The 12,124-nt window shown below is 64.9% G+C and carries 13 protein-coding genes and 1 pseudogene; 6 read left to right on the top strand and 8 right to left on the bottom strand.

The annotated features are described in order from the left end of the window. Positions 1-581: 581 nt before the first annotated feature. Positions 582-2,741, top strand: coding sequence for a methyl-accepting chemotaxis protein (locus Q0925_RS04495; protein ID WP_299332267.1), 2,160 nt, complete (start codon positions 582-584; stop codon positions 2,739-2,741). 22 nt (positions 2,742-2,763) lie between these two features. Here Q0925_RS04495 and Q0925_RS04490 read toward each other — a convergent pair. Together Q0925_RS04490 and Q0925_RS04485 are read right to left on the bottom strand one after the other, a co-directional pair. Further along, a pseudogene (locus tag Q0925_RS04490) lies at positions 2,764-3,231 on the bottom strand (class I SAM-dependent methyltransferase); the annotation flags it as partial. 5 nt (positions 3,232-3,236) lie between these two features. Next, positions 3,237-3,716 (bottom strand): hypothetical protein, encoded by a 480-nt coding sequence (locus Q0925_RS04485; protein WP_299332265.1) that lies wholly within the window; start codon positions 3,714-3,716, stop codon positions 3,237-3,239. Between the two features lie 84 nt (positions 3,717-3,800). Between Q0925_RS04485 and Q0925_RS04480 the strand changes: the two genes are divergently transcribed. Both Q0925_RS04480 and Q0925_RS04475 read left to right on the top strand, forming a co-directional pair. Next, on the top strand, positions 3,801-5,090 hold the full coding sequence (locus Q0925_RS04480; protein ID WP_299332263.1) for an AAA family ATPase: 1,290 nt from the start codon (positions 3,801-3,803) through the stop codon (positions 5,088-5,090). Positions 5,091-5,119: 29 nt separating this feature from the next. Further along, positions 5,120-5,404, top strand: coding sequence for a DUF7508 domain-containing protein (locus Q0925_RS04475; protein WP_299332261.1), 285 nt, complete (start codon positions 5,120-5,122; stop codon positions 5,402-5,404). A 40-nt stretch (positions 5,405-5,444) separates the two neighbouring features. Here Q0925_RS04475 and Q0925_RS04470 read toward each other — a convergent pair whose 3' ends face one another. From Q0925_RS04470 to Q0925_RS04460, 3 genes are read right to left on the bottom strand one after another with little or no spacing between them, the layout of a single operon-like run. After that, the gene (locus tag Q0925_RS04470) at positions 5,445-5,669 is read right to left on the bottom strand and encodes a hypothetical protein (protein WP_299332259.1); all 225 of its coding nucleotides are present in this window, start codon (positions 5,667-5,669) and stop codon (positions 5,445-5,447) included. Between the two features lie 44 nt (positions 5,670-5,713). Beyond that, entirely contained in the window at positions 5,714-7,210 is a 1,497-nt protein-coding gene (locus tag Q0925_RS04465) for a sodium:solute symporter family protein (RefSeq protein WP_299332257.1), read from the bottom strand. Further along, positions 7,207-7,449, bottom strand: a complete 243-nt coding sequence (locus tag Q0925_RS04460; RefSeq protein ID WP_299332269.1) for a DUF3311 domain-containing protein — start codon at positions 7,447-7,449, stop codon at positions 7,207-7,209. Before Q0925_RS04460 ends, Q0925_RS04465 begins: the two co-directional genes overlap by 4 nt. Before the next feature lie 155 nt (positions 7,450-7,604). Between Q0925_RS04460 and Q0925_RS04455 the strand changes: the two genes are divergently transcribed. Next, on the top strand, positions 7,605-8,525 hold the full coding sequence (locus Q0925_RS04455) for a DMT family transporter (protein ID WP_299332255.1): 921 nt from the start codon (positions 7,605-7,607) through the stop codon (positions 8,523-8,525). Here Q0925_RS04455 and Q0925_RS04450 read toward each other — a convergent pair. Continuing rightward, positions 8,519-8,917: a VOC family protein gene (locus Q0925_RS04450; protein ID WP_299332253.1), complete on the bottom strand. Its 399-nt coding sequence runs from the start codon at positions 8,915-8,917 to the stop codon at positions 8,519-8,521. The two genes, Q0925_RS04455 and Q0925_RS04450, sit on opposite strands and share 7 nt — an antisense overlap. A 63-nt stretch (positions 8,918-8,980) precedes the next feature. After that, complete coding sequence (locus tag Q0925_RS04445) at positions 8,981-9,469, bottom strand: SRPBCC family protein (protein WP_299332252.1); 489 nt, start codon at positions 9,467-9,469, stop codon at positions 8,981-8,983. 242 nt (positions 9,470-9,711) lie between these two features. Between Q0925_RS04445 and Q0925_RS04440 the strand changes: the two genes are divergently transcribed. Beyond that, complete coding sequence (locus tag Q0925_RS04440) at positions 9,712-10,755, top strand: DUF1611 domain-containing protein (RefSeq protein ID WP_299332250.1); 1,044 nt, start codon at positions 9,712-9,714, stop codon at positions 10,753-10,755. After that, positions 10,752-11,783: a dipeptide epimerase gene (locus Q0925_RS04435; RefSeq protein ID WP_299332248.1), complete on the top strand. Its 1,032-nt coding sequence runs from the start codon at positions 10,752-10,754 to the stop codon at positions 11,781-11,783. The genes Q0925_RS04440 and Q0925_RS04435 overlap by 4 nt, the downstream gene beginning before the upstream one ends. A gap of 32 nt (positions 11,784-11,815) precedes the next feature. Here the strand turns inward: Q0925_RS04435 and Q0925_RS04430 are convergent, their stop codons facing one another. Further along, positions 11,816-12,025, bottom strand: coding sequence for a hypothetical protein (locus tag Q0925_RS04430; protein WP_299332247.1), 210 nt, complete (start codon positions 12,023-12,025; stop codon positions 11,816-11,818). Positions 12,026-12,124 lie beyond the last annotated feature (99 nt).

Here is a 12,124-nt window from a genome sequence, read left to right as displayed (position 1 = left end):
GTTGAGGTTGGTGAGGTCTTCCTGCCCACACCAGCGCACGAAGTGCTTGAGACGGTATCTGTGAGCCTGTACGGTTCTCTCAGAAGCGTCGTCTTCCCGTTGTGCGAGGTAGAGGTCTACTGCTTTCTGTGGTGCGATGGGTTCGAGGTTTTGGGTCATCGGTTGTCATCTCCGCGAACCCACGCCAGCGGCCGGGGAAGCCGAGCAGATTGCCCGATACCGCCCTGTTATCGCGCCGCAGTCCCCCGTTCAAATCGGGGAGGGCGGACTTTCTCATCAAACGATTCGGGGCCGAACGGTGCCACACAGTCGTAGGATTCCATCGACAAATAGCATCGTGGAACCCGCCTGACCGTCACAGGGTAGTGTGGGGGATCAGAGAACGACAGAACAGCACGGGGGACCCGAACACGTGCTCTGGTTACGCTGAATGTTGCACAGGACCCTGCCTCGGTCGGGACTCCGTGTCCCACACCGCGTGGACCTGCGTCTCCTCGACACCCCACACGTTCGGTGAAAAAATCAGCGATGAAAACTGGAAGCCGTCATATTTGTATACCGATTCCGGAGATGGTGGCGAGATGGTGGAAACACGCACCGACGCTGTGAGCGACGCTTCAGGATCGGGGTTGGGGAGTTCGCTTCGCGAGTTCGTGAACTACATCCCCAACGGAATGTCGATTCCGGAGGAGATGTGGGAGACCCGGCATCGAAACATTCTGATTCTTATCGGACTCCAAGTTCCGTTGCTGCTTGGGCTTGGTCTATATCAAGGGACGATGCCGGTCATCGAGGCCGAGATTCCAACGATACCCGTGTGGATGCTGTTGCTGTCCGCGGGAGGAATCGGCGTGCCAGCGATGATCGGCGCGCTTCCACAGCTGGGACGTCGCAAACGGACAACCGCGGTGGCGTTCAGCGGAATGACGGTCTCGATGGCGCTTGTAAAGTTCTCGGGCGGATACATCGAAGCCCATTTTCACTTTTTCGTCTTTATCGCGGTACTGGCGCTGTACGAGGACTGGTTGCCGTTTGTCGTCGGAATGGGGTACGTCGGAGTCGGGCACGGAGCGTTCAGTCTGATCGATTCGAGCCTCGTGTACAACCATTCGGCCGCCATCCAGAATCCGATCGCGTGGGGGGGCGTCCACGCGCTGTTTATTTCGTTTCTCGCCGGGGCGTTGATGATCAACTGGTACTCCATCGAGAAGTCCCGCGAGGAGGCGGCGAAATCCCGTGAGCGAGCCGAGGAGAAACTAGCACTCGCGGAACGAAAGCAAAAGGAGGTAGAGGACGCCGAGGCGGCGAAAGCGACCGCCGAACAGCGCAAACAGGAGGTCGAGTCGCTCAACACGCATCTCGAATCGAAGGCCGATGATTACAGCACGGCGATGACCCGTGCCGCGGAGGGTGACCTGACGGTGCGACTCGATGTCGAGAGCGACAGCGAGGCGATGGAACGGATCGGCGCCTCGTTCAACGAGATGCTCGATGAGATCGAATCGACGATGGGCGAGATTCAGACGTTCGCCGAGGACGTATCGCGGGAGAGTACTGCGGTTCAAGACGACGCGGGGACCGCCGAGTCGATGAGCGAGTCGGTGGCAAACTCGGTGTCCGGCATCGCCGAGGATGCCGACGAACAGCGGGTTATGCTAAACGAGGTGTCGGGCGAGATGAGCAACCTGTCGGCGACGATCGAGGAGGTGGCATCCTCGACGGAGACCGTCGCGAGTGCGGCCGAGGAAACGGCAACGGTCGCTCAGAAGGGCAAAGACGTCGCGGAGGATGTGATCGACCGGGTCGACGACTCACAGGACGCCATTGCGACGACCGCGTCGAAGGTTCAGTCGCTCGACGACCGGATGGACGATATCGGTGAGATCGTCGATCTGATCAGTGACATTGCCGAACAGACGAACATCTTGGCACTGAACGCAAACATCGAGGCAGCACGAACCGGATCCGAGGATGGAACGACATCCGGGGACGGGTTCGCCGTCGTCGCAAACGAGGTGAAACAGTTGGCCGAGGAAACCCAGGAGGCCGCCCAAGAGATAGAGGAACTCATCACAGCGACACAGACCGAGACGACCCAGACGGTCGATACGGCTCGGGAAGCGGAGGCAAACATGAGTGAAAGCGTAGAGGTCGTCCGGGAGGCTCTAGAGGCGTTCAGCACCGTCGCGAACCACGCGGCAGAGACGGACGAGGGGATCAGGGAGATCAGCGATGCGGCCGACGAGCAAGCCGCCAGCACGGAAGAAACGGTTTCGGTGGTCGAAGAGGTGGCCGATATCAGCAAGCGGACGGCGGCGGAGGCGGACGAGGTCGTCGACACCGCAAGGGAGCAACACACGACAATGGCCGAGGTAAGCACCCAAACGGGGTCACTGTCCTCGCAGGCCGAGCGGCTTCAAACGCTCCTGAGCGACTTCACGGTTGACAGAGGTGGTGTCAGCGGTCCCGGGACCATGTTCGAGACGAGTCCGGCGGCCACCGACGGGGGGAAGATAGCTACCGCTGAGCGCCGTGGTGGGTTAGAAACGAGTGTCGCATCAGTGACACGCTGTTGCTGGCTCGGGAGTCGTCGACGGGAGGTCAGGGTTCGAACGCCCGGATTTCGTACGTGTACGTCGCGTTCGACTCGACTTTCTGGGCTGTGTGTTGAGAACGGTGCACCTGCGTTCCGACTCCGGACAGCACGCGGCGATACGCGTCCATCAGCGCGGGTCTCGTGAGCCGTTTCTCCGGAGCGTCGGTCTGGTCGGGGAAATTTGCCATGACCAAGACGCCGTCGGGTCGGAGCAGACCGAAGAGTGTCTCAACGTACTCGTACAGGTCCGGTCCGGTCATCCGGTCGGCCATGTAGTATATCGTTTCGCTCCAGACGACGGTGTCGAAGTCGCCGGTGACATCGGACAGGTAGTCGATGGCGTCGGCGGAGACGATTTCGGCCCGGTCGTTCGGAAGACGAGAACGTGCGGTTTCGGCTGCGGTGTCGGAGAGTTCGATCCCAAGCAGCGTCGCCTGCGGGAACGCCTCCAGCAACATCCGGGAGTGGACGCCCTCGGCACAGCCGATTTCGAGAATCCGGTCGACCGTCTCTGTTCGGTCCTCGATCAGCGCCACCTGACGTTCGTACTTTTTCAGTTCGTACTCGCTGGTCGCGAAGTTCCATGGGTCGGCACACTCGAACTTCGACTCGAAGTACGCCTTTGGATTGTCCATCGGCATCACAGCTCACTCCACTCGATCAGGTCGCGCGCATACACGTCCTCAATGATGTGTTCGTCCAGTCGGTTGTTCGCTTCCCCCCACAGTTCGCTCAGGACGCCGAACGCGAGCAGTTGGACGGCGGCGAAGTCGATCAGGCTCCGAAACTTCCAGCCGGGTGCGTACACCTCGATGGGGATCACGCTCCACCGGCCGTATCTCGATCGCTTGCGGATGTCGTCGTCGATGGGAGGTCGTCCGAACGAGAAGGCGATGATCGGGAGTGCGGCGTCGGTCGTCCCACCGCCGAGTTGTTCGTCGATGGATTCGTCGTCCACATAAACGATGTTCGCCCAGCCCAACGGGGCGTCGAGCGCCGGAACGATTCCGACGAGGTACGCCTTGTTGTGGTTGAGGAGGTTGAGCACTCGGTCCCGAACGTCGGCGACGTGGGTGGAGTCCGCGTGGACGTGCGCGAACTCGGAGAACTTCAGCGCCATCTCCGCCCCGATGCCGGGCTGGTGTGTGGTGTGAGCGAAGATCGGGGTTGACTGGAGGTAGCCACGGTCGTCGAGGACGTCGATGTGCTCGAGGACTTCCTCGAGACGCTCGGCGACGAACTCGAGGTGCAGGAAAACGAGTACGGCCGGATCGTCGACGCTCCCGAGGCCGAGAGCGTGACCGCGCGCGAACTCCTGGCGGTGCGGGCCAACAAGGAGCGGCTGATGTACACGGCCAAGCTCGAGGCGTTCAAGAAGGTCCGCAACCGGCTGGAGCGTAAGGTGAGCCTCCTCGGGGAGGCGGTCCAGAAGGAGCTCACGAGTCAGACCGACCAGAACCTGGACATCGAGGAGAACGTCGACGAGATCGAGACCGTGCTCAGCGGGTACGAGCGCGAGTCGATCAGCAAGGATCGCAGTCTCGGTAAGATCGACAGGCGGCTCGACGACATGCGACGGACGGATGACCTGAGCGTCGACAAGGACATGGAGGTCATCGAGGAGAAGTCGGGGGAGACGACCCGCCGACGGAGCGAGCTCTCCCACTTGGCCGAGGACATCCTCAACGAGGACGACGACGCCGGAGAGACCGACGGTCCCGTCGCGGACATGATCACGACGGACGTCGGGGTCGACCTCGACGACTACGTCGGGCGGGAAGAGCTCAAGGAGACGATGGACCGGAAGGTCTTCTCCCACGCCGAGAACCCGGAACTCGACGAGGAGTTCGACATCGATCCGGCGAACGGGTTCGTCCTCTACGGGCCACCGGGAACCGGGAAGACGCACTTCGTCAGGTGCATGGCCGGCGAAGTCGACATGCCGTTCGTGGAGATAGATATCACCGAGATGACGTCGAAGTACGTCAACGAGTCCGCCCAACTCGTCGGTGAGGTGTTCGAGGAGGTCCGCGAACACGGTCCGATGATGATCTGTATCAACGAACTCGACGCCGTCGCGAAGTCGCGTGACGCGGACATGACGGCGAGCGACCAGAGGGTCATCAACAAGCTCCTGACCGAGGTCGAGACGCTCCAAGACAGCCGGACGATCATCGTCGGGACGACGAACAAGCCCGGCGAACTCGACAACGCCGTCACCCGCTCCGGCCGGTTCACGGACACGTTCGAGGTCGGCATCCCCGACGCGGGCTTCCGCCGGAAGCTCATCGGCGAGTTCATGACCGACCGCCCGCTCGCACCCGAGTGGGACCTCGACCGCGTGGTCGACGTCACCGAGGGGTGTGCGCCCGCCGATCTCGAGGGGGTCTGCAACGAGTCGGCACGCATCGCCCGCGACCACTACATCGAAACGGGCGAGAAGGGGATCACGAACGCGATGTTCGAAACGGCCTTCGAGGACATCCTCGGATAACTCCGGGGACGGTTTTGGACCCGCTGATCATGCCACTCCAGACACGGTTCTACGAGTTCGAACGCTCGCGTCCGCCGGACGTCATCGGGGTGTACGAACTGGGTTGGCGCGACGGATCGGTCGTCTACATCGGCGCGGGCGTGATCCGCGCCCGTCTGTGTGCCCACCGGCGCGACCCGGACAAGCGCTTCAGCGTGTATCGCTGTCAAATCACCAACGACCGACGACGCGCCGGACAGATGGAGCGCCGCGAGCAGCGGAAGTTCCAGCGACGACACAGCCGGTTGCCCCGGTTCAACAACCGCGTCGGCTAGTGGGAAGTCTCGTGCCGTGGTCGGCACGGAGCCGCCTCGATCACTCCAGAAACGCCAGTTCCCGCTCCGGGTCGGTCGGCAGGTCTGACAGAATCTCGTCGACCTCGTCGGCATCAAGGGTCACGTCGTCCAAGCCACCGTCGCTCCGGTGGAGCGACCAGACGAAGTTGATCATGGTCGCCTGAAAGTGCGGGCTTTCTTGCTCGCTCTCGCGGATGTTTTTGATGATCTTCGCGGCGGTTTCGGCGTCGAGTATCTCGCTCATGACCTAACGTCGGGAGCGCTCGGAAGGTATGTGTTCCGGAGTCGTCAGTCGCCGCCGACGGCAAAGGCCGTCGCGTCCTCGTCGACCGTTGGCGTCGAAACGAGGGAAACCCCGGCGGTGAGGACGGCCCCAAACAACATGAAGCCGAGTGCAACGTCCCACCCGCCGTAGCTTCTGGCGAGAAGGGAGACGGTCGTTCCGGCCACGTCAACGGGCACCGCAGGGACGAGGACGTGGACGAGATACAGGAGTTGGGGGACGCCGACGCCGACGAGCATCCCGTCGGCGGTGGTCGCCTCCCAGTAGAGTGCGATCATGACCGGCGGTGCGAGGAGGGCGAACCCGGAGAAGGCGGTGTCACCGACCTCGATGAGCGTGCCGGGGCGGGAGAGACTGGCGAGGAAGGCGAGCATGGCGAAAACGGCAACACCGATGCGGGCGACCCAGGCCTCGCGGCTGTCGCTCGCGTCGGGGCTGACGAACGGCCGGTAGAGGTCGCGGGTGAAGTACGACGACCCGGAGAGCAGCATCGAGTCCGACGAGGACATCATCGCGGCCATCGCGCCGGCGACGACGAGGGCGGCGAACCACCCTGGCGTGTACTCGGCGAGCAGAACCGACAGAACGTTCGCCCCCTCGGGCACCTCGATCGGGAGGCCCGACGCCCACGCACCAAGCATAAACGCCGGCACGAAAAGCAGGAGGACAAGCACCGGCCAGAGGGCGAAGGATCGCTTCAACACCGTCGCCGAGCGGGCGACAAAGAAGCGCTGGTTGATCTGTGGGAACATGGTGACGCCGAAGGCGATGGTGACCGCCGAGGAGATGATGAACTGTGGGGTGTAGAGCCCACCACCGAGGGCGGCGAAGTCGGGGTTGGCGTTGATCATCCCGCGGGTTGCGGGGCCGACACCTCCGATCGCGCCGACGACCCAGACGACCGCGACCCACAGAACCGAGAGCATGAACAGCCCTTGGAGCGTGTCGGTCCACGCGACACCCCGGAGGCCCGCAAGCATCACGTAGACGATCATAAACGCCGTGATGAGCGCGGCCCCGCCCCAGTAGGGGACGACCCCGCCGGTTAGCCCACGGAGCGCCTCACCGGCGCCCATCTGCTGGAGCATGATGTAGGGAAACAACCAGAGAAGGCTGACACCCGCGACCAACCCCCGCAACGCGGGCGAGGCGAAGCGGTCGCCGAGCATCTCACCCAGCGTGACGTAGTTGCGTGCACGGCCGATGAGCCACTGCCGGTAGCCGATGACGTACCAGAGAACGGCAAAGAGCACGCCGTCCATCACCCCCATAACGAGGATCCACTCGGGACCGGCGCTGTACGCGAGGTTCGGTCCCCCGAAAAAGGTGAAAGCCGAAAGAAGCGTTGCGAAGGTCGTAAACAACAGGACCAAGCTGCCAAGCGTCCGGCTGGCGAGGTAGAAGTCCTCCGCGTCGTCGCCGCCGACACGGTAGGCGACCAGTCCGATTCCGAGCGCAAACAGGAGGTACGCGACGACGATACCGAGCGGTTGGAGCGTCACGGCTTCTCACCCCGGCCGACACCGACGCCGTCGTCGACACCCATCATCCGATCCCAATCGGTTCGTGTAAACAGGGCGAACACGGCCGCCGCAGCCCCCAGCCAGCCGATATGCCACCAGAGCCAGACGGGGAGGCCGGCGACGACCGTCGAGGTCCCCCACAGGAACCACGGGACCGAGAAGGTGAGAAGGGTCGCGAACGCCACTATCCAGAGCCAATCTCGCATGCAGTGCGACATCATAGTTATGTATTTTCTCCGATCACGTAAATGGTGCCAAATAATTCTTCGTTCGCATCTTCGAAGAAATTTCTTCTTCGATATTGACGTCGGATCGGCTATCTAATTTCAGACGCGTCGACAGGGATAAGCCCGGGCCGGCCGACCGGCGTCGTGTGTCCACGAGCGATGCCGTCGTTCCGCCTTTCATCGCCCTCGCGGTCGCGGTGGTGGCGATCAGTACGAGCGCGATCCTCGTCCGCTGGAGCGACGCGCCGAACGTGGTCAAGGCGCTGTACCGCGTGACGTTTACCGTCGGGGCGCTGCTCCCGGCCGTTCTCCGCCGCGGAAGTCGGGCGGCCGTGGCACGGATCGGGCGTCGCGATGGCGGGGTCGCTATCGCGGCGGGGGCGGCACTCGCCGTTCACTTCGTGGTCTGGTTCGAGAGCCTCGATCACACCACCGTCGCGGCGAGTGTCACGCTCGTTCAGGCGCAACCGGTCTTTGTCGTTCTGGGGGCATGGCTCCTTCTCGGCGAACGGGCGGGCCGTCGGAGCGTCGCGGGCGTGGCCGTCGCCGTCGTCGGCATGGCGGTGCTGTCGTTTGGGACGCCGCTTCTCGCGGCAATCGGTCCGACGGTCGGCGCCGCGGGCGTCGACGCGGGGACGGGGTACGGAAATGCGCTCGCGCTCCTCGGTGCGGTCGCCGTCGCGGCCTACTACCTCGCCGGCCGGTCGCTCCGGCGTCGGCTACCGATGGTGCCGTACGTGACCGTCGTTTATGCCGCCTGTGCCGTCGTTCTGCTTGTGGTGGCCGTCGGCCGAGGGTACGCTCTCGCCGAGTACGCCCTCCACGAGTGGGTGCTGTTTGTCGCGATGGCGGTCGGGCCGGGTGTTCTCGGACACACCGTTATTAACTGGGCGCTTGGCCACGTGAAAACCCACGTCGTCAGCGTCACGCTGCTCGGCGAACCGCTCGGAAGCGCGGTACTCGCGGCCGTTCTCCTCGCTGAACTGCCGACGGCCGGCACGCTGCTCGGGGGGGCGGTCGTTCTCGCAGGCATCTACCTCACGGTGTCCGGGCGACCCGGTCAGTGAAGCTTGAGTTCGACCCGACGACCGTCCGGATCGCGCACGTACGCCGCCCAGTCGCGGCCGTACGCGCCGTAGCGTTCGTGGGGTTCGCCGGCCTCGATTTCGACGCCGGCCTCCCGGAGGTCGGCCACCAGAGCGTCGAGTTCCGCCCGCGTGCCGGTCCCGGAGGAACGAACGAGGAGACAGACGTGTTCCCCCCCGACGTCGATCGGCCCGTCGGTCGGGACGAGATGAAGGTGGCGACCGCCGGCTACGACCGCGACGTACGGTACCTCGCCCGCGTCGTAGCGGTCTCGGTCCCGGACGGCCATCCCGAGCAGGTCGCGATAAAAGGCGAGCGACCGGTCGAGGTCGGTGATCCGAAGGGCGACGTGGTCAATGTCGACGACGTCCATGCTGTCGTCTTGGGAGCGGAGGCTCAAAACCGTACGGCCGTCGCGTGTGGTAGGTGTGGTCCGTCAGGACTCGCCACCGAGCAGTTCCCGCGTCCGCCGGTGGCGGAATCGAAACATCGGTTCGAAGCCGACGCGGGCAAACGGGCCGGCGGCGTCGCCGAGGGGACCAAGCGGCAGGTCGTAGACGACACGATCATCGACGATTGTCGCGGAGCCGTCGGCGAAAAATCGGTGGGTGTGTTCCCACCGTGGGAAGAGCCCGCCCTCCATCTCGTCACGAAAGAAGGCCGATCCCTCGTCCCGGCCGCGGTCGGTGATAACGGAGGTCCACCGTTGTCGCGGGGCGACGCCGAACGGCCGGAGCGACGCCCGGATCCGCGACCCGGTCTCCAGTATCTCCGGGTCAGGCTCGCCGTCTGGACCGGTTATCGATTCGACCTGGAGATTCATCCACCCGGGTGTCAGGGCCTCCAGTCCGCTCGCGCGGGAGTGGAAGTCCCACACGGCATCGAGCGGAGCGTCGACACGCGTCCGTCGCTGGTACACAGCCATACGACAGCTATGGACGAACGGCGGATAAGCGCGATGGGCACGATCGATCCGGATCGGGGCCGATCCCGACACGTCGATAACCGGCACGGCCACCGCCATCGACCTGTGGTTCGTGTCGATCACGACCTCGTGCAACGGTCGGGTGTCGACACTCGACCGTGTCGGTCGAGGGCTAGCCAGCGGTGTGTCGGCGACGAGGCCGACCGGGGGATTCATGCTCCTGGGACTGCCTTGCGGAGGGTATGATGACGCTCGACTCCGACGACACGGTCGCCGTTCTCGCCCACGACCGGTTTCCCGACCGTGCGAAAACCGCGGTCGGCGTGCTCCGGTACGCGGACTACGACGTGACGGCGGTGATCGACCGGGCACGCGCCGGTGAATCGGTCGCCGATCATCTTCCGGGCGTGCCGGACGCGCCCATCGTCGGGGAGATGGCCGACGCTCTCGCGACCGGGGACCCGGACGCCCTGCTGATCGGCATCGCCCCCATCGGCGGCGGCTTCGACGACTCGTGGCGACCCGACGTGCGGGCCGCCATCGAGTCCGGGTGTGACGTGATCGCCGGGCTCCACTACTTTCTCGCCGATGACGAGGCGTTCGCGACGCTCGCGGCGGACCACGGTGTCGACCTGATCGACGTGCGCCGCCCGCCCGACGACCTCACGGTGAGTGAGGGTCGAGCGGGCGACGCCGACGTAGAGGTGGTGATGACCGTCGGCACGGACTGCTCGACGGGAAAGATGACGACGACACTCGAACTCGTCGCCGCGGCCCGGGAGCGAGGGATCGACGCCGGATTCGTTCCGACCGGGCAGACGGGGATCATGATCGCCGGGTGGGGGGTTCCGGTCGACCGCGTGATCGCCGACTTCGCCGCCGGAGCCGTCGAGCGGATGCTCCGCGACGCCGCCCCCGATCACGATGTCCTTTTCGTCGAGGGGCAGGGAGCGATCGTTCACCCGGCGTACTCCGGCGTTACGTGTAGCCTACTCCACGGCGCGATGCCCGACTCGCTGGTGTTGACCCACAGCGCCGGCCGGGAGACGATCCACGGCTACGAGGACTTCCCGATCCGGCCGATCGGGGAGTACGCCGACCTCTACGAGAGCCTCGCGGCCGCCGTCGCTCCCGCGCCCGTCGCGGCGGGAACCATCGACACCCGATCGATCGACGGCGACGACGCGGCACGGGAGGCGATCGAGTCGTACGCCGACGCGGTCGGCGCGCCGGCGACCGACCCGGTTCGTTTCGACGCCGACGAAATTCTGGACGCTCTGCTATGATCTCGACCGACTTCGAGCGTCGCCGGCTCCCGATCGACGGCGCGTTCACCATCGCCCGCGGGTCGAAAACAGAGAGCAAGACGGTCGTCGTCCGCATCGAGAACGGGGCACGGACGGGGACCGGCGCGGCCGCACCCGACAGCCGCTACGGCGAGACGATCGGCACCGTCACCGCGGTCCTTCCCGACCTGCTCGCGGCGGTCGAGTCGGTCGACGACCCCCTGTCACTCGATCGGATCGACCGCCGTCTCCGGGGCGTTGTCCACGGCAACCCGGCCGCCCGTGCCGCGGTCAGTATCGCCTGTCACGACCTCGCCGCTCGCCGTCTCGGCGTCCCGCTCTGTCGCCAGTTGGGACTCGCCCCCGCGGATGCGCCACCGACCTCGTATACGGTCCCGATCGACGATCCGGAGATGGTTCGGGAGCGTGCCGCCGCGGCCATCGACGACGGTTACCCGATTCTGAAGGTGAAACTCGGCACCGACCGGGACCGAGAACTGGTCGAGGCGGTCCGTGCCGTAGCCCCCGAAACGACGATTCGTGTCGACGCCAACGAGGCGTGGACGCCCCACGAGGCGGTGGAGATGAGCGCGTGGCTCGCCGATCACGGTGTCGAGTTCGTCGAACAGCCGGTCCCGGCGGATGACCCCGAGGGCCTCCGCTACGTCCACGAACACGGTGCCCTCCCGGTCGCGGCCGACGAGTCCTGTCGCGTTCTCGCGGACGTGCCCGAGGTGGCCGACCGGGCAGACATCGTGAACCTGAAACTGATGAAGTGTGGCGGCATCCGCGAGGCGATCCGGATGGTTCACGCCGCCCGGGCACACGGGTTGGAGGTGATGATCGGGTGTATGGTCGAGTCGACCGCCTCCATCGCCGCGTCGATCCACCTCGCGCCCCTCGCCGACTACGCCGACCTGGACGGCTCGCTCCTTCTCGCCGAGAACGCCTACGACGGGCCGACCTACGAGGGCGGGCGGGTGACGATGCCGGACCGTCCGGGAACCGGTGTCCGGCCGACCGAGTAGCCCGGCCGGGGGATTCGCCCCGGTCGATCCGGTCACTCGTGTCGGTTTTCCTCGGCGATCACCACCCGTTGGAGGGCAAGACGCACGTGGTAGTCCTTTTCGACGGCGTCGTCGACCCGGAGCGCCGCTTCGAGGTGCTGGCTCGTCGACTCGTCGAACGTGATCCGATCACCGGCGGCCGGTTCCACAGGTGACCGTCCGGCCTGTGACTCCGCCTCGGTCGGGTCAGTGGGGGGAAGCATATAGGTTCGTCGGTGACAACGGTCCCCGAGACCCTATACCCCCCGGTTTATTCGGTCTGTAATAAAATACGATCGGGTGACACATCGGTGCCTCGCCGG

The organism is Haloplanus sp. (assembly GCF_028275055.1).
In the GTDB taxonomy this organism is placed as follows: Archaea; Halobacteriota; Halobacteria; order Halobacteriales; family Haloferacaceae; genus Haloplanus.
This window is presented reverse-complemented; position numbering and strand designations above follow the sequence as displayed.